Source organism: Staphylococcus sp. 8AQ, assembly GCF_902506595.1.
Lineage (GTDB): Bacteria > Bacillota > Bacilli > Staphylococcales > Staphylococcaceae > Staphylococcus > Staphylococcus pasteuri.
The window spans coordinates 1,879,669-1,898,715 of the sequence record NZ_LR733871.1 but is presented as its reverse complement, the minus strand read 5'-3'; the positions used below and the strand labels follow the sequence as shown (position 1 = coordinate 1,898,715).

General features: G+C 31.1%; 16 protein-coding genes. 9 read left to right on the top strand and 7 right to left on the bottom strand.

The window, feature by feature from the left end; genetic code table 11:
• The first annotated feature begins 54 nt into the window (after positions 1-54).
• The gene (locus tag GVY01_RS09425) at positions 55-1,548 is read left to right on the top strand and encodes an aldehyde dehydrogenase family protein (RefSeq protein WP_017636547.1); all 1,494 of its coding nucleotides are present in this window, start codon (positions 55-57) and stop codon (positions 1,546-1,548) included.
• A 95-nt stretch (positions 1,549-1,643) separates the two neighbouring features.
• Here GVY01_RS09425 and GVY01_RS09420 read toward each other — a convergent pair whose 3' ends face one another.
• The 4 genes from GVY01_RS09420 to GVY01_RS09405 all read right to left on the bottom strand — a co-directional run bounded on the left by GVY01_RS09420 (position 1,644) and on the right by GVY01_RS09405 (position 5,566).
• On the bottom strand, positions 1,644-2,450 hold the full coding sequence (locus GVY01_RS09420) for a VOC family protein (RefSeq protein WP_017636546.1): 807 nt from the start codon (positions 2,448-2,450) through the stop codon (positions 1,644-1,646).
• 137 nt (positions 2,451-2,587) lie between these two features.
• A complete protein-coding gene (locus GVY01_RS09415; protein WP_017636545.1) occupies positions 2,588-2,869 on the bottom strand; it encodes a GNAT family N-acetyltransferase in 282 nt (93 codons plus the stop codon).
• 127 nt (positions 2,870-2,996) lie between these two features.
• Positions 2,997-4,424 carry an aldehyde dehydrogenase gene (gene aldA, locus GVY01_RS09410; RefSeq protein ID WP_017636544.1) on the bottom strand — a complete coding sequence of 476 codons (1,428 nt, stop codon included), beginning with the start codon at positions 4,422-4,424 and terminating at the stop codon, positions 2,997-2,999.
• Positions 4,425-4,516: 92 nt separating this feature from the next.
• Positions 4,517-5,566, bottom strand: coding sequence for a YkvI family membrane protein (locus tag GVY01_RS09405; RefSeq protein ID WP_026083443.1), 1,050 nt, complete (start codon positions 5,564-5,566; stop codon positions 4,517-4,519).
• Between the two features lie 312 nt (positions 5,567-5,878).
• Here GVY01_RS09405 and GVY01_RS09400 point away from each other — a divergent pair, with 312 nt between their 5' ends.
• Positions 5,879-7,666, top strand: a complete 1,788-nt coding sequence (locus tag GVY01_RS09400) for a cation:proton antiporter (RefSeq protein ID WP_017636542.1) — start codon at positions 5,879-5,881, stop codon at positions 7,664-7,666.
• A 108-nt stretch (positions 7,667-7,774) separates the two neighbouring features.
• Here the strand turns inward: GVY01_RS09400 and GVY01_RS09395 are convergent, their stop codons facing one another.
• The 3 genes from GVY01_RS09395 to GVY01_RS09385 all read right to left on the bottom strand — a co-directional run bounded on the left by GVY01_RS09395 (position 7,775) and on the right by GVY01_RS09385 (position 10,878).
• Positions 7,775-7,885, bottom strand: a complete 111-nt coding sequence (locus GVY01_RS09395) for a type I toxin-antitoxin system Fst family toxin (protein ID WP_108016997.1) — start codon at positions 7,883-7,885, stop codon at positions 7,775-7,777.
• Positions 7,886-8,039: 154 nt separating this feature from the next.
• Positions 8,040-10,004, bottom strand: a complete 1,965-nt coding sequence (locus tag GVY01_RS09390) for a fructose-bisphosphatase class III (protein ID WP_017636541.1) — start codon at positions 10,002-10,004, stop codon at positions 8,040-8,042.
• Positions 10,005-10,266: 262 nt separating this feature from the next.
• On the bottom strand, positions 10,267-10,878 hold the full coding sequence (locus GVY01_RS09385) for a DedA family protein (protein ID WP_017636540.1): 612 nt from the start codon (positions 10,876-10,878) through the stop codon (positions 10,267-10,269).
• A 432-nt stretch (positions 10,879-11,310) separates the two neighbouring features.
• On the opposite strand from GVY01_RS09385, the gene GVY01_RS09380 reads away from it, so the two are divergent.
• The 7 genes from GVY01_RS09380 (at position 11,311) to gntK (ending at position 18,982) form a co-directional block, all read left to right on the top strand.
• Complete coding sequence (locus GVY01_RS09380; protein ID WP_017636539.1) at positions 11,311-12,585, top strand: MFS transporter; 1,275 nt, start codon at positions 11,311-11,313, stop codon at positions 12,583-12,585.
• Between the two features lie 124 nt (positions 12,586-12,709).
• Entirely contained in the window at positions 12,710-12,997 is a 288-nt protein-coding gene (locus tag GVY01_RS09375; protein ID WP_017636538.1) for a putative quinol monooxygenase, read from the top strand.
• Between the two features lie 232 nt (positions 12,998-13,229).
• Complete coding sequence (locus tag GVY01_RS09370; RefSeq protein WP_017636537.1) at positions 13,230-15,131, top strand: FUSC family protein; 1,902 nt, start codon at positions 13,230-13,232, stop codon at positions 15,129-15,131.
• A gap of 105 nt (positions 15,132-15,236) precedes the next feature.
• The gene (locus GVY01_RS09365; RefSeq protein ID WP_017636536.1) at positions 15,237-15,650 is read left to right on the top strand and encodes a DUF2188 domain-containing protein; all 414 of its coding nucleotides are present in this window, start codon (positions 15,237-15,239) and stop codon (positions 15,648-15,650) included.
• 140 nt (positions 15,651-15,790) lie between these two features.
• Positions 15,791-16,486 (top strand): GTP pyrophosphokinase, encoded by a 696-nt coding sequence (locus GVY01_RS09360; RefSeq protein WP_017636535.1) that lies wholly within the window; start codon positions 15,791-15,793, stop codon positions 16,484-16,486.
• 251 nt (positions 16,487-16,737) lie between these two features.
• The gene (locus tag GVY01_RS09355) at positions 16,738-17,418 is read left to right on the top strand and encodes a GntR family transcriptional regulator (protein ID WP_017636534.1); all 681 of its coding nucleotides are present in this window, start codon (positions 16,738-16,740) and stop codon (positions 17,416-17,418) included.
• A 25-nt stretch (positions 17,419-17,443) separates the two neighbouring features.
• Positions 17,444-18,982 carry a gluconokinase gene (gene gntK, locus GVY01_RS09350; RefSeq protein ID WP_017636533.1) on the top strand — a complete coding sequence of 513 codons (1,539 nt, stop codon included), beginning with the start codon at positions 17,444-17,446 and terminating at the stop codon, positions 18,980-18,982.
• Positions 18,983-19,047: the final 65 nt, after the last annotated feature.

Here is a 19,047-nt window from a genome sequence, read left to right as displayed (position 1 = left end):
ATTGTTTAATACATTTCCTACAGTATTTCAAAAATTATAAAAGGACGGGATACGATGGCAAATATTAATGTAAGAGATTATATAGATGAAAGCTATGGCTTATTTATAAATAACGAGTTTCATAAAAGTGAAAGTGGAGAAATATTAACAGTTTCTAATCCAGCAAATGGAGAAGAATTAGCTCAAGTAGCTAAAGCAGGTAAAGGTGACGTTGATAAAGCAGTAACAGCGGCTACTGAAGCTTTTGATGCTTGGAGTAAAATTTCTAAAGAAGAACGTGCTGATTATTTATTAGAAATTAGCCGTAAAATTCATGAAAATGCTGAACGATTAGCAACTATCGAATCATTACAAAATGGTAAACCTTATCGTGAAACATCTACTATAGATGTACCTATGGCGGCTAACCAATTTAAATATTTCGCAAGTGTTTTAACTACTGATGAAGGTTCAGTCAATGAAATTGATCAAAATACTATGAGTTTAGTAGTAAATGAACAAGTTGGTGTTGTAGGTGCAGTTGTGGCATGGAACTTCCCAATTTTACTTGCATCATGGAAATTAGGACCAGCACTTGCTGCAGGTAATACTGTTGTTATTCAACCTTCATCATCTACACCTTTAACATTAATTGAATTAGCTAAAATATTCCAAGAAGTATTACCTAAAGGTGTTGTTAACGTATTAACTGGTAAAGGTTCTGAATCTGGTGATGCTATATTCAATCATGAAGGTGTTGATAAATTATCATTCACTGGTTCTACAGACGTTGGTTATGGCGTAGCTAAAGCAGGTGCTGAACGTATTGTACCAACTACATTAGAACTTGGTGGTAAAAGTGCTAATATCATCTTTGATGACGCTAATATTGATCAAGTTATTGAAGGTGTTCAATTAGGTATTCTATTCAACCAAGGTGAGGTATGTAGTGCTGGATCTAGATTACTTGTCCAATCATCAGTTTATGATAAATTATTACCAAAATTAAAAGAAGCATTTGAAAATATTAAAGTAGGTGACCCATTTGCAGATGATGTTAAAATGGGAAGTCAAACTGGTGAAGAACAACTAGAAAAAATCCAAAACTATGTCAAACTAGCTGAAGAAGATTCAAGTGCTAACATTGTAACAGGTGGTCATCGCCTTACTGATAATGGACGAGATAAAGGTTTCTTCTTTGAACCAACAATTATAGAACTAAAAGATAATAGTCATCGATTAGCACAAGAAGAAATTTTTGGTCCTGTACTAGTAGTAGAAAAATTTGACGATGAACAAGAAGCAATTGATATTGCTAATGATTCAGAATATGGACTAGCTGGTGGTATCTTTACAACTAATTTAAACCGTGCATTAAATGTAGCTAAAGCAATGCGTACAGGTCGTATCTGGATCAATACGTATAACCAAATTCCAGCTGGCGCACCATTCGGCGGATATAAAAAATCAGGTATCGGTCGTGAAGTTTACAAAGACGCAATTAAAAACTATCAACAAGTAAAAAATATTTATATCGATACTTCAAATGAAACTAATGGATTATATTAATATATATTAATACTTTCTGAGGTTTGTGAATATATAATAAGAGCCAGTCCAAGACTTAAACAATGTCTTGGACTGGCTTTATGTTTATATTGAAGTTATTGTTGTGGTACTTTTGATTCATCTGAATGTAATTGTACAGTAAGTCCTTCAGGTGAAGTTAAAATTTCGCTTGATTGATTAGGTTTATAAATATCAAATCCAGATAATCCATAGCTATTATCATTATCTTCACGTTTTTTACTTGATTGCCAAGTGTTAGCAGCTAAATGATGATGATATTTATTAGTAGACATAAATAGTGCTTGTGGGAATTTAGAAATATGTTCAAAACCAATTTGATCTATATAGAATGATTTAGCATCTTCTAAACTATTAGTTTTTAAATGTAAATGTCCGATTTTAGCACCATCAGGCATACCATCCCAGCCATCTTCAGTTCTTTCTAATAATAATGTAGGTCCATCAACTTCTAAAGTATCCATTTTGACGAATCCGTCATTCCAAATCCAACCATCTTTTGGACGGTCACTATAAATTTCAATGCCATTTCCTTCTGGATCAGCGAAATAAAGTGCTTGGCTTACAAGATGATCTCCAGCACCAATTCTCATACCTTTATTAGCTACGTAATATAAGAAGTTTGCTAAGTCAGTATCAGTAGGAAGTAAGTAAGCAATATGGAATAGTCCGGCTTCTGATGCACTAGGTTGTCTGCCATCTTTAAGTACATTTAAAGTTAAAGTGTGTCCACTTTTACCAATTGCCAGAATAGCTTGTTCGTCGCTTTGTGATAATACATTAAATCCTAAAATGTTTGTATAGTAATCAATCATTGTGTTTAAATCTTTGACGTTTAAATTAATATTTGTAATTTGTGTTGCAGTTTTATCATGAAATGTCATAGTTAATTCCCCGCTTTTCTCTCTTTTGAATATATTTATTATAACTGATATAAAAAGTATATTCAAGATAAAAGTTTAAAAAAGAGGGATAAATTGAAATAAACATTTATCCCTCTTATTACTTCTACTTTATCAATTTAACCTAAATATACGTCTTGTACGCTATCATCTTTTTCAAGAACATCTTTTGCGAATGGACAAGAAGCAATAATTTTTAAATTGTTTTTACGAGCATAGTCTACAACTTGATATACTAATTTTTTTCCAAGTCCTTGTCCACCAAGTTCATCAGAAACACCAGTATGATCAATATCAATTTCATTATTATCTGCAGTTTTAAATGTGATTACTGCTTTAGGATCGTTTTCATCTTCGCCAACATAAAATTTATTTGTACCTTGTTTAATTTCTTCAGCCATAATTCATCGCTCCTTTATTGTGTATATAGTATATTTATCACTAAATAAAAATTTAAAACATTTGCTATATAAGAATAGAGATTAAATTGAAGTGCTAGATAAAATTACAGCAGAGCATTTAAACAATTTAACTATATCTAATATAAGAAACGGTAGTATTATAGTATTCCTCGAAACCATGAATACCATCTGCGCCACCTAGACCAGATTCTCTCCAACCAGCATGGTAGCCGTTAACAACTTCTTCAGCTTCACAATTGGCATATACTTCACCAAATTTTAAACGTTCAGTTGCCGTCATGACTTCTGATAAATCATTTGAGAATATATAAGAAGAAAGGCCAGCGTTTGTATCATTAGCGTCTTCAATAACTTGATTAAAGTCATTATATGTTGTGATTGCTAATACAGGACCAAATATTTCTTCTTTAAATGCACTATCTGTTTGTTTAACGTTATCTAAAACAGTAGGAGCATAGAAATAACCAGGGCGGTCTAATTTGTGACCACCTAATACAAGTTTAGCTCCATTATTAACAGCATCTTGTACTTTTTCGTCTATGCTATTTAATTGAGTTTCATTAATAATAGCACCGAAATCTGTTTTTTCATCAAGAGGATCTCCTACAGTTAAAGCTTCCATTTTAGATTTTACTTTTTCAACAAATTTATCATGAACGTCTTCATGTACAAATATTCTCTCAGGACATGTACATACTTGGCCTGCATTTTTAATACGAGCAGTTACAATATAATCCACAGCTTTATCAATATTTGCATTTGGCGTTACGAGGACAGGGGCGTTTCCACCTAATTCTAAGTTTACCTTTTTAACTGTGTTTGCTGCATTTTCAAATACGGCTTTACCGGCACGCATGCTACCAGTTAAAGATATTAATTTGATATCTTTATGTTGTGCTAATTGTGTACCAACAGTTTCACCAGTACCTGGGACGATTTGGATTAAACCTGCAGGAATCGTTGAAGCTTTAAAAATTTCAGCTAAACGTAGGGTAAGTAATGTTGTTTCTTCACTAGGTTTAATGACAACAGAACAACCTGTTACAATAGCAGGAATGACTTTACGTAATAATACTAAAATAGGAGCATTCCAAGGTACAATACCAGCTGTTACGCCGATAGGTTTTTTAGTGAGTTGAATAGTTTCATTTTCTACACTATTTTGTAAAACTTCGCCTTTATTACTCATGCTTAAACTAGTCATATAATCAATAAATTGAACAGATTTATCAATTTCACCTTGAGCTTCGGCTAATGTTTTACCTTGTTCTTTGACGTAAAGTTGTGCAAGTTCTTCTTTATTTTGTTCAAGTAATGGGATTAATAATTTAACATGTTCGGCACGAGTTGGTTGTGGAACTTTTTCCCATTCTAATTGTGCATGTTTAGATTTCTCGATAGCTTCATTAACTTCCTCAGTCGTCGCAAATGTAATCGTATCTATCTTTTCACCAGTTGCTGGATTAATTACATCCATTGTTTCGTTTGAATTACTTTCTATAAATTCATTGTTTATAAATAATTGATTAGTCATATAACATACCTCCACTTGAAATATTCCCTAAAAGTCAGTGATTAAATATTAAAATTAAATTTAGACATAAAAAAAGTTAGAGCAACAATGCTCTAACTTTTTGTGAACCCTTTATAGAATATAGGTATGAGAAGTATAAATCCAAATAACCCCATAATAGGGAATACTTTTCCAATAAGTGATATAAATCCAACGAAAGTGCATATAAACGTAATGAATGCCATTGTGATAATCAATATATAATAACGTTTCGAGAAGGGTTTACTAAATCTAGCAGCAAAAGCATACATAAGTCCTACTACTGTATTATAAATTACTAAAATCATAATGACTGACATAATTAGTCCAATGGATGGTGAAATATTTTTAGCTAATAATAGGGAAGGTAACGCAACATCTTTAATTTGATTAAATTGAGTTACAAGACCTAAATTAATCATTAATATTAAAAATGTGATGATGACACCGCCTATTAGTCCGCCATACGTTGCTGACTGACGATATTTTAATTTGCCACCCATAACTGAGAAGAAACTGAACGCAGCCGCAATTTGTAAACTAGCATAATTGATACCATCAAACCACCATCCAGGTGAAATAGATTTATGATGATTTGAGTATTGGTTAGCTGCATTAAAGTTAAGATGACCTGATGCAAAATAATAAATAGCTATCATTGTTACAACTGCTACTAGAAACGGTGTCACTCCTCCTAGTACTGCAATGAGACGATCAAATTTTAAAAATAATGTTGATAATATAAGAATGACTAGTAATAATGAACTCAACCAGTATGGCACGTTGAAGCTCTCATGAATAGTAGAGGCTCCGCCAGCTGTCATTATAATAGCTAATGAAAATAAAAAAACAGTTAATATTAAATCAAAGACTTTAGCAATCATTGGATGTAAATAATAATGTACTGATTCTGAATGGTTACCTGATTTTAGTCGATAACCTGTCTTTAAAACAAAGATTCCGCCTAGAGTAATAATAGTTCCTGTTACAATGATGCCACCTAAACTATAAACACCATGGCTAGTGAAAAATTGGAATATTTCTTGACCAGTCGCAAATCCTGCACCTACGACAACGCCTACAAATGCGAAAGCCACTATAATGGACTCTTTAGCTATATTCATTTATGTTCTTATCCCTTCATGTCAAAATTAATGAGATTTCAATTTTAATTATAATTATCTTAAAAATTCATATCTTTCTATTTTAGACGAAATAATACTAAAAATAAATACCTGAGTACATTGTATGTGGACTATTGTGTGAATAAGACGTACTGTAGCTGCGAAATATAAAAAAATAATGAAAGACAAAATGATTAGTGTAAAATAGTAAATATAAAAAATATGAGAAATATTAATGCATTAATGATGATACTTTGATAGTATTAGCAAATATTGATTGGAAAAAGTGTAAAAGTTGAAGAAGGTGTTGTTATGATATTTGATTTACCTTTAATGCTAATGATTGTTGTATTTTTAGCATTAGGTATATTCAGTCAATGGTTAGCAAATAAAATAAAATGGCCATCCATAGTAGTAATGGCCATTGTAGGTCTGTTAATTGGACCAATATTAGGCATAGCGAATCCTAAAGAAGCAATGGGATCGGAAGTATTTAGTCCTATAGTTTCATTAGCAGTAGCCGTTATATTATTTGAAGGTAGTAGTAATTTAGATTTCAGAGAGTTAAAAGGGATATCGAAAGCGGTCATCAGAATTATTACTGTAGGTGCAACGATTGCATGGATTTTAGGTGCAATTGCATTACATTTTGTATTAGATTTTCCAATTTCAGTATCATTAGTTATGGGTGGATTATTTTTAATCACTGGCCCTACAGTAATCCAACCATTGTTAAAACAAGCAAAGGTAAAGAAAAATGTCGATTCAATATTACGTTGGGAAAGTATCATATTAGATCCTATTGGTCCTATGTTGGCACTATCAGCATTCTATGTATACCAAATTGTTGATGAAGGTATAAGTTTTTTAGTAATCTTACTATTTATCTTAAAAATTTTAAGCGTTGTTTTAATAGGTTTTGGTGCATCATTCTTATTTAATTGGTTAATTAAACGTGACATGATACCACAAAGTTTAATGCCGCCAATACAACTGGTATTTATACTTTTAATATTTAGTATCTGTGACGAAATTTTAGCAGAATCTGGATTATTATCTGTAACCATATTTGGACTTATAATGGCACGAAATAAACGTCATGACTTAATGTTTAAGGAATCTGATCATTTTATCGAAAATGCATCAACAATAATGGTTTCAACAGTATTTATTTTAATTACTTCATCACTTACTAAAGATGTATTACTAAATGTACTATCATGGCAATTACTTGTATTTAGTGTTGTAATGATTTTACTTGTAAGACCTTTATCGGTTATCATTTCTACATTTAGAACAGAAATAACTAAAAGAGAACGTGTTAGTGTAGCCTTAATGGCGCCTAGAGGTATTGTTGTACTTACCGTTGCACAATTCTTTTCAAGTTTGTTTATGGATGACGGTGTCAAAATGGCTCAATACATAACACCAGTTACATTTGGACTTGTATTTATTACAGTTGTCATCTATGGATTTAGCTTTACGCCATTAAGTAAGATGTTAGGTGTAGCAAGTAATGAGCCACCGGGTGTTATTATTGTTGGAGAGAGTGAATTCTCGTTTCATTTAGGAAGTATGCTTAAAGATCATGGTATACCAATTATGATGTTCAATTTATTTGAAAACACTTCTGATAAAGCACATCAACAGGGTTTTGAAGTATTTAAAGGGAATTTATTATCTAGTAACGACCGTATATATTCAGATTTACTAAGATATAATAAGTGTATATTGATGACGAAATCATTTATTTTTAATAGTTTAGCATTTAATGAACTAGTACCTGAATTTGGTTTGAATAATGTCCATATGATGCCGGTATCATTTAATGATGAACAATCACGTAATAATTTAAATGGTCCTATTCGAAATCATATTTTATTTGATGAAAATCATACACCAAGATGGTTTGATAACTATATAACACAACATAATATTATAGAAGTGCCTGCCGAAAGATATCATGAAATTACTGATAAAGATATGTTAATTTATTATATTAATGAAAATAAAAATGTCACTTTTAAAAGGAATAATCATTCACTACCTAAAGAAGAACATGGGACATATGGTATATTAAAAAATGTTTATAACGTATAAAATATTGCTTTTATAAAAAAATAATGTTAATATAACATCAGAAATATCTCGCATATAACACCAATCCCCTCACTACTGGTGATAGTGAGGGGATTCTTATAGGTGTGGTTACTTACGTCTATTGTTTTTATCATTGCGGCAGCGTAACCAATTAGTATACCAAGCAATGATGCAACCGCTTGTTATGGTTGCCAGAATATTTATCAGAATATCCCGCATCATAACACCTCCTTTACACGTCATTAGGACGTCTAAAGCATAGACGATAGTATTATTATAGCAAGGGATAATTAATTTAAAAGAAAAAAATATTATAAAATATAAAAACAGAGCGATAATTGGAATTCTACTCAATTATCGCTCTGTTTTTATATTATTTTAAGTATCTATCATGCATTAAAATTTTAAGAATATCTATTTGAGATTGTAGTTCATGTCCTACATTAGTGTCTTTAATTTTTTTACGTGTTAGTTCTTCATCAACAACACGTTTAACTGATAACTCATCCGCACCATCTGATAATACTTTTTCCTTAGTATTAAATTCTTGGTGAGCAACCAATTGCATACCAAATGAATTATAAAGTAACGTATAACCAGCTATTCCTGTAGTAGATTGATAAGCTTTTGAGAAACCGCCATCAATAACTAACATTTTACCATCTGCTTTAATTGGATCTTCACCGTCAATTTCTTTTACTGGTGTATGCCCGTTAATGATACGGCCTTCATCAGGATTTAAATCAAAGTCTTTTAACATCTTACGAATCATATCAACATCTTCTCGTAAGTAATAATAAGGATTCTTTTCTTCTTTATGTGAGGCTTTATCTTCAATAAAATAACGTTCAAATGTTGTCATGGCACGTTTACCAAATAATGAAGAGTATTTACCAGTCCATAAATACCAAACTAAATCAGTAGAAAGATCATCTGTGATTTCTTTGTCGTCAAATGCTTTTCTTACATGATATTCAAAAACATCTAATAGTTCACGTCCACTATGTGATTCACCATCGATTTCAAATGATTCCATTTCGCCATTTTCATCTACTGGAATGCATCCATGAATAAGTAAATTTCCGTTATAAGGCAGATATAATTTTCCTTCTCTCATTAAGAAGGACATGTGGCGACGAAGTTTTTCAGATTGTTGGAAAGAAAGGAGTAACTTCTCAATAACATCTTCCTCTTCTTTCAATAATGTTTCAGGATGTTCTGGATCAACAGTTTGGAAACATGTATCTTTTAATGGGTATGTTTTACCGTAAACAGTAATTTCATTCTTGTCGTAATCAATTTTTTCTAAAACTAAGCGTTCTTCCATTTCAAATGATGGGCGACGTTTGATAATTGGCATTTCAAGCTTAAACTGTATCATTGCAATTGCTTGATGAATCTTCGTAATCTGATGTTCTTCACGTTGAGTAAGACTTACTTCCTTGTCAGGACGTTTTTTCGGTTTGAAAGCTGGATTATCTCCACTATAATATTTTTCAGCTAAAGTAAGTAAAGGTCTTAAGTTAATGCCATATGCATCTTCAATAATATCTAAATTATCATAACGTGCACAGATTCTAAGTAAATTAGCTAGACACACTTTGGAACCGGCATAAGCACCAATCCATAATACGTCATGATTTCCCCATTGAATATCTACAGAATGATAATTAATAAGCGTATCCATAATTTTATCTGGTTTAGGTCCACGGTCATAAATGTCTCCAACTACATGTAAATGGTCAACGACTAATCGTTGTACAGTATATGAAAGACCGATAATTAAATCATCAGATTGTTCTAATTCAATAACTTGGTTAATCAATGTTTCGTAATATGTTTTTTTGTTTTGATATTCATTATTTTTATAAAGCAACTCTTCAATAATGTATACAAATTGTTTTGGTAACGCTTTGCGTAATTTAGAACGAGTATATTTTGAAGAACAGTATTTTGTTAATTCTATTAAACGTTCGATAGTTGTAATATACCAAACATTGAGCTGACCTTTCGCATTGAATTGATTTTTAACTAACTTTAATTTGTCTTCAGGATAATATACAAGTGCTGCTAAATCATTAATTTCTTTTTCGTTAAGCGTATTTCCGAATATATCATTTATTTTTGCTCTGACATTACCTGAACCATTTCTTAAAACATGTTGGAAAGATTCATATTCACCATGTAAATCACTTACGAAATGTTCAGTGCCTTTTGGAAGTTCTAATATTGATTCTAAATTGATAATTTCTGTAGCTAATTTTTCAGCACTATCAAAACGTTGTGATAGTAAGTCTAAATATTTTTGTTTCAATTCACTTTCAGTAATATGTGTCATGATTTGTCACTCCTGTTTATAAGTTCCAATATAGTCAGTCTTTGTAATAATTAATGCGCTTACATTTGATTATCAAGAAAAAGTGATTAATTTTCAATAGCAAAGCTTTATTTGAAAATATATTTTTATATTCAGAGTGCTTCAAGTTTGAAAATGACAATTTTTTAGAGGGAGCTAATTGATTATGGCATGGAACAAATAGGGGGTCATACTAAAAAACGCCAACAAAGTAGTCACTATGTTAGCGTTAAGTAATAATATATTATTTGACACGTTTACGTTTTACGAAATATCTAATAACAAAGTAAATAATGGCAATGATGATAATAACATACATAATTCTAGAATATGTATGAATACCATTCATTAATGCGCCAAAACTATCGCTAAGCAAACGACCTAGTATAATAAGCGCAAAGTTCCATATAGTTGTACCCAATAATGATAAAGATGTGAAAACAATAATATTCATACGATTAATACCTGCAGGGATGGTAATTAATACACGTAATACTGGTATGAATCGACATAGAAATACTGCCCATGCGCCATATCTTTTAAACCAATCATTGGCACGTTTTAAATCACTACTTTTCAATTTCATCCATTTACCATGTCGATCGACAAAACGGTAAAGTTTTTCTTCTGAAATAAGACGACAAATATAGTATAAAATTAATAATCCAATAAATGATGCAATCGTTGCAATAATTAACAATGTCCAAACTGATAAATGAGATTTAACTGATAATAATCCTGCAAAAGTTAAAATAATTTCTGAAGGGACAACAGGTAAGACATTTTCTAATAAAATTAAAATAAAAATAGCTGTATAGCCCCATTGGCTAATAAAATTCGTTATAATTTGTTCCATTTATATAAATAGACTCCTTTATTCATCTAAACAATCTACTTAATTAAAAGTACGGTAACGTCATTATAATAAAAAATAGTCATAAATGCTTGTGAAAGGGGAGTCAATTTAAAATTTTATTAGTATTTTTAGTTTTTTAAAACATTAAAATTGTTTATTTATTGTAGTTATAGTTTTAACTCTAAATTGAGTATTACACTTGTGACAGTATATTGAATGTATTGTTAATATTTATTGAATAAAAAGTGAATATTTTATTAAATTTATATTGTAACCGTTTCCATTTCGTGCTATTATTATTAAAAATTGTAGCGCTACAAGAAATTTTTAAGTTGTTTCTTAGTAGTTTAATCATAGTCATCTTGAAGGATTTCTGAAACTGAACGACAACACTTAGAGACAACATATTTAATAAGGGAAGTAGGAAAAGAAATGAATAAGAAAAGAAGTAACGTTCGTTGGGGCTTCGCAATTGCATTCTTCTTGATCGGAGTTATTGCATACATGGACAGGTCTAATATTTCTTATATTGCTGTTCCAATGATGGAAGATTTGCATTTGTCAAAAGCTCAATTTGGTTTATTGGCTTCATTTTTCTCACTAGGTTATGCATTAATGCAAGTACCTTCTGGGATGTTAGCTGAAAAATTTGGACCACGTAAAATGATTACAATTGCATTGGTATGGTGGAGTGCTTTTACTATATTTACAGGTATGATTAAGCATCATGGTTTATTATATTTTGTTAGATTTTTATTTGGTGTAGGTGAAGCGCCAATGTATCCTTCTAATGCAGTATTCAATTCATTTTGGTTCGCAAAAAATGAAAAGGGACGAGCTTCAAGTGCTTTATTAGCAGGTTCGTACTTTGGCCCTGTATTAGCGCCAATTGTAACTATAGCTATCGTAAATGCATTTAACTGGGAAGCGGTATTTTATATTTTTGGTGCAATAGGAATTGTAATGGCAATACTTTGGGCAATTATTGCAAAAGATTTACCTGAACAACATAAAATGGTCAATGAGGCTGAAAAACAATTTATTATGCAACATAGAGATATTGTAGATACAGACAAATCGTTACCACCTTGGAAACGATTCTTAACTCACTTTAGTTTCTATGCAATTGCTATTCAATACTTTGTTGTTCAATTCGTTATCACTCTGTTTTTAATTTGGTTACCTACATATTTAACAGAAGTATATCATGTTGATTTTAAAGATATGTCAATTAGTTCTCTTCCATGGTTATTAATGTTCTTCTTAATACTTAGCGGGGGAGCAATTTCAGATAGAATTTTAAACACTGGCAAATCACGCTTTGTCGCTCGTGGTGTTATTGCTATTATAGGATTTATTGTATTTTCAGCGTCAATGTTCCTTGCAGTACATACAGATAGCCTTTATGTTACTATTTTCTGGTTATCATTAGGACTTGGTGGCGTTGGTATGTCTATGGGTATGAGCTGGGCAGCAGCTACTGACTTAGGCCGTAACTTCTCAGGTACAGTATCAGGATGGATGAACTTATGGGGGAATATTGGGGCATTAACAAGCCCATTGTTAGCAGGAATATTTGTTGAAAGTCTAGGATGGACTTTAACATTTGAATTGTTAGCAATTCCTGCAGTAGTAGCAATTATAATGTGGTTCTTTGTTAAACCTGATAAACCATTAGTTATTGATGAACATAAAACAATAGAATAGTAGATATTAAAAAGAGCAATAAGTGAGATCGTATAAATATAGTAATGTACTATATTAAATCTCATTTATTGCTTTTTATATTTTGTTAAGTACATAATATCTTAATAAGAAAGGTGTGTTTTAAATGATGATCATTAACGCAAAAATTAAAATATTAGAAGAAAAACGAGACGAATATTTAAAATTAATGGAAAGTTTAGTTGAAGAAACAAGAAAAGAAGATGGAGTCTTATACTATAGCCATTTTGAAGATGTACAAGAACGTAATACATTTGTGGTAGTTGAAAATTATATTGATGAAGCAGCAATCAACTCACACATGGAGTCTCCACATTTCCAAAACTTTAATAATAAAGTTAAAGAGTATGTTGCAGAAGAACCAGTTATAGAAATTGCCCAACAAATTAAATAAATTTGGTAGATAAAATATAATGGGAAATAGTAATCAAATATTAGTGAAAGTGATATAATAGTATGTATCATTGATAGATTGTGAACAATACATCTAATAAGTTAACGCTATTGAGAGCGGAATAACGCTGATTTCAAATCAATGAAATGAGAAACATTCCGTTCTTTTATTTTGTTTAAAATCAATAAAAAGGAAAGGAGAGGACATATTGAAGAGTTTTATACAGCTAGTCATGACATTTAATAAATCAAAAGTTGATCCATATAAAGGGTTAAGACAAGGATTATTAATGATTATTCCGGCTCTTTTAGGATATTATTTTGGCTTTTTCTCTTTTGGTATATTAATTGCCACAGGTACATTAGCGCATATATATGTCTTTAAAGGAGCACCAAAATCACAAATTAGAATTGTAATACTTTGTTCTTTAGCATTTGTAGTATGTATGATGCTTGGAACATTGACAACAGCACAACCAATTATATTTGGTATCTTGTTATTAATTGTTACGGTAGTACCATTTTATATATTCACTTCTCTCAAAATAGCAGGCCCTTCATCTACGTTCTTCATCGTAACGTTCTGTTTACCGATGAATTTACCTATTGCACCTGACCAAGCATTAATTAGAGGGTTAGCTATATTAATAGGTGGAATATTAGCGACATTAATGGTGCTATTAACGATTTATATTAAAAAAGAAAAAGCTGAAGATAGTGCAATTAATGCAGATTTCAAAGTAATTCAAGATATGATGGAAAATTACAATGACCCAGAAGCATTTAAAAAAGTTGCAAATTCAGCAGTATCTGCATTTAAAGCGTCAGATAAACTACTCATAACGTCATCTGCGAATAATGATAAAATGAGTTCACGATTTCAAAAATTATTATTAATTCATACTTCAGTTCAAGGTATTTATTCAGAATTATTAGAGCTTAATGAAAAAAATATACGACCATTACCTAATGATTTAATTGAAATGTTGAATTTCATTATCAATAAAGTAAAACATCCAAAAACTAATCATCAAACATGGAAAAAAGAAATCAATGTAAGTTCTGAATTTGAAAATTTATTAAATCATATACTAAAAATAGATGAAATTGCACATGCTGATTCTAATCATATCGAACATGAAGCAAAAATTAGAACGCCTTTATATAGTAAGCGTATTTTACAAAATCTAACATTAGATTCTATTGTATTTAGAAACACATTAAGATATACAGTCATCATGTCAGCAGCAATATTCATAGCTTTATTCTTTGGATTTGATAAAGCATACTGGATTCCATTATCTGCACATACCTTATTGGTAGGAACATCAACAATTCATTCATTAGAAAGAGGTACTGCAAGAAGTTTTGGTACTATATTAGGTGTTATAGTGCTTACAGGAATATTAGCATTTTCTATTCCAACACCATTAGCAATTATATTAATGGGATTAGGCGCTGGAATTACAGAAATGTTTGTTGGTGCAAATTACACGTTTGCGGTCATATTTATTACAATTCAAGTTATCTTACTAAATGGTCTTGCTTCACAAAACCTATCTATTAGTATTGCATATCCAAGAATTGTAGACGTAATTATTGGTGTAGCTATTTCTACTATCGGCCTATTTATATTGGGACAAAGAACGTCATCAATATTGTTACCAAATACAATTGCAGAAGTTGTGAGAAAAGAAGCATCGTTCTTCCATTACTTATTCTCAGTAAACAAGTATCATAATAAAGAAGAAGAAAAAAATCTTAATCTAGGATTATCAGTTAGATTGAACAATATGACTCAAATGTATAATGCAGCAAATGGTGAGTTGTTCAGTAATAAAAAAGTAATCCAATACTATTATCCAAGTATATTTGCGCTTGAAGAAATTAGTTTTATGCTTAGTAGGGCGCTTAGCGATAATCATCGTTCAAGAATAGATGATCAATTAATGGGTGAATATTTAGCTACATTTGAAAACATTGCTAAACATTTCGAATTACAATCACATCTCGAAGTAAAAGAATTAACTGATTTACCACAGTATAATTATATTAAGTCTGGTTTAATGAAAATACAGAAAAACAGTCAAAAAGCACGTGAAGATGCCATTGAAGCAGGCATATTAGGTAAGTAGAGTAGTCTGAGGGTTGTCTAACCGTAGTATGACGTCATAGTGGTTAAATAGTTAGTATTGGTGGTAATACTAATATATAAGCAAATTAAACTGGAGATGAATACTATGCCTTGGACAATGGATGATTACCCACAAAGTTTAAAAAATCTAGATGAATTAGAACGTAAAAAAGCAATTGATATAGCTAATGCCATGTTGAAAGATGGTTATAAAGAATCAGATATTATCCCAATTGCTACGAAACAGGCTGAAAAATGGTACAAAGATGCTTCTAAAGATGAATTAAATGAATTGAAAAATAAACACATTACACAACATCAAACAGATCAGTCTGCAAACCCAGAATTAAATGAAAAACCTATACACGTTTACTTTGAAGACAATGAGTGGAAAGTAAAAACAGAAAAGGCTAAACAAGCTTCTGATACTTTTCAATATAAAAAAGATGCAGTTAAGCGAGCACAAGAAATTGCAGAAAATAAAAATACGAAAGTAATAGAACATCAAAAAGATGAATAGAGAAAAAGTCTAGAAAGGCTATCCTCAAAATGAGGGTAGTCTTTTTATATTGGATGCGACTAAAGTAGGGAGTGCAATTATTTCTTCTTCTTTATGAACTTAGTTATAATAAAATTGATAAAGAAGTTGGAGGAAATAATATGTATGTAGAGAGAAAACCCTCATTATATCTAGAAGACTTAAGAACAGAATTTAAAAATAGTTTGAATACATTTAAAAATAGCGATGAAGCTTTTGATATTTTAGTAGGCTTTGTTGAGTTAGATCATATTTATTCATCAGCACTTAAAGAAATTAGTACTAAACTAAGTATATTAGATGATAACTTTAATCATATGTATAAACATAACCCTATTCATCATATGGAACGTCGTGTGAAAGAAATGGGAAGTTTAGTTGGAAAGCTAAAACGCAAAGATTTGGAAGTAAGTGCTGAAAGTGCCAAAGAAAATATTATGGATATCGCTGGTATAAGAGTTATATGTAATTACTTAGATGATATTTATGTAATTGAAAAAATGTTATTAAAACAAGAAGATGTCAAATTAATCAAACGTAAAGATTACATTGAACATCCTAAAGAAAATGGTTATCGAAGTTTACATATTGTTGTAACGATTCCTGTATTTTTAGCTGATTCTGTAGAAGTAACACCAGTAGAAATCCAGATAAGAACAATTGGTATGGATATGTGGGCAAGTTTAGAACATAAAATCCGATACAAAAATAATACAGATACTGAAAAATATAAAGGACTATTAGAACAATGTGCAACAGAAATAACAGATGTTGAAAGAAAAATGCAGCAAATTCACTCAGAAATCTCGGAAAACTAAACAGAGTAATGAAGCGTAGTATATTTTATTCAAAGTTAATGATTAAAATATACTACTTTTTTGTATAAGATTATCGAAAATAATAACCACTACATCAAAATAACTGGTTAGTGAAAATAACATAGGTAACTTAAAAGTTTCGATTAAATGGAGAGACTTATAATAATTAGTAAGCGTTTGCAAAACAAGGATACATATATTAATATACTTGTATACAAGTATAAAGGTAACTGGAAATTGAGGTGTAAGATATGACATATGACTATCCAGAAAGTTGGAAAAGACATTTAACTACAGGTGAATCAATCGCGGCTGAAATAAGATTAGGCATTATTAATGGTGATATTGAATCTGAAACTTGGTTAACAGAAAATCAAATTGCTAAACTATTTAATGTGAGTCGATCACCTGTTAGAGATGCTTTTAAGCTATTACAAACAGACCAATTGATTCATTTAGAACGAATGGGTGCACAGGTTCTCACTTTTGGTGAGCAAGAAAAAAGAGAGCTATATGACTTACGTTTGATGTTAGAATCGTTTGCCTTTTCAAGGTTAAGAACACAGGATACTCAACCCATCGCAAAGGAAATGAAAAAGCAATTAGAAATGATGAAAGTAGCCGTACAATTCGAAGATGCAGAATCATTTACAAAACATGATTTTGAGTTTCATGAAGCAATGATTTTAGCTTCTAATCATCAATATCTAAAAACCTTTTGGTACCATCTTAAACCTGTCATGGAATCACTCATTTTATTGTCTATGAGACGTAGAATGTTACAAAATCCGGATGATTTTGAACGTATCCATCGGAATCATAACGTTTTTGTGGAAGCGGTTGATAATAAAGATTCAGACAAATTAAGAGAAGCATTTCATTTAAACTTTGATGATGTTGGAAAAGATATAGAAGGATTTTGGTTACGATAATTTTATTGAGAAAGTAGGGAAAATGATGAAATATATGATTGGAGTCGATATAGGGACAACGAGTACTAAGTCAGTGCTATATGACGAAAATGGACAATTTATAATGAAGCATAACATTGGATATGAATTACATACACCTAATGTTGATGTCTCTGAAGAAAATCCAGACGAACTATTTGATGCAGTCTTAATGACAGTGAAATATGTGGTAAGGGAAGCAAACATAGCAAAAGAAGATATTAAATTGATTTCTTTTAGTGCACAAATGCATAGTCTTGTAGCTATGGATGAAAATCATCATAGATTAACTGAAAACATTACTTGGGCAGATAATAGAGCAAGCAAATACGCAACATTAATCAATAATCAATATAATGGATTAGATATTTATAGAAGAACAGGCACGCCAATCCATCCAATGTCACCGTTATCAAAAATTTTCTGGATGAAACACGAACAACAATCTACTTTCGATAATACTGCCATGTTTGCTGATATTAAGACATATATTTTATATCAATTATTTGAGCAATATGTGATTGATCATTCAATGGCTTCAGCAACAGGTATGTTTAACCTTGAACAATTAGATTGGGATGATGATGTACTCAATTTATTAGGTATTTCACGATCTCAATTACCAGAGTTGGTACCAACAACACATATTTTAACTGGAATGAAAAAACGATATGCAACTTTAATGGGCATTGATGAAAATACACCAGTCGTCATAGGGGCAAGTGATGGCGTTTTATCAAATCTCGGTGTTAATAGTTATCAGCAAGGTGAAGTAGCAGTCACTATCGGAACGTCTGGAGCGATAAGAACTGTTATTGATAAACCGAGAACAGACGAAAAAGGACGTATATTTTGTTATGTGTTAACTGATGAACACTATGTTATTGGTGGGCCAGTAAATAATGGTGGCGTTATTTTAAGATGGCTTCGAGATGAAATATTAGCTAGTGAAGTTGAAACGGCTAAAAGACTTGGTGTTGATCCATATGATGTACTAACACAAATTGCAAGTCGAGTTAAGCCTGGATCAGATGGTTTAATCTTCCATCCATATTTAGCAGGTGAACGAGCACCGTTGTGGAATGCCGATGCAAGGGGATCTTTCTTCGGGCTTACATTATCACATAAAAAAGAACATATGATTCGTGCTGCTTTAGAAGGTGTTTTATATAACTTATATACTGTATATCTTGCATTGATTGAAGTGATGAACGAAACACCAAATGAAATTAAAGCAACAGGTGGATTTGCGAAAAGTGAAATATGGCGTCAAATGATGGCAGATATTTTTGATACACAATTAAGTGTACCTGAAAGCTATGAAAGCTCATGTCTTGGTGCTTGCGTTCTAGGTATGAAGGCACTAGGAGAAATAGATGATTTTTCAATAATTGAACAAATGGTTGGAACAACTCATGAACATCAACCTGATCCCAATACAGTAGACATTTATCAACAGTTAGTCAAAATATTCATTAAGATTAGTCGTTCATTAACAGAATCTTATAGTGAAATTGCAGATTTTCAACGTCAACATATGGATTAATTGATTTCATAAAATATCTTAGCACATAGACAGTATTTAATTGCAATGTAGCCATGTCACTTTTG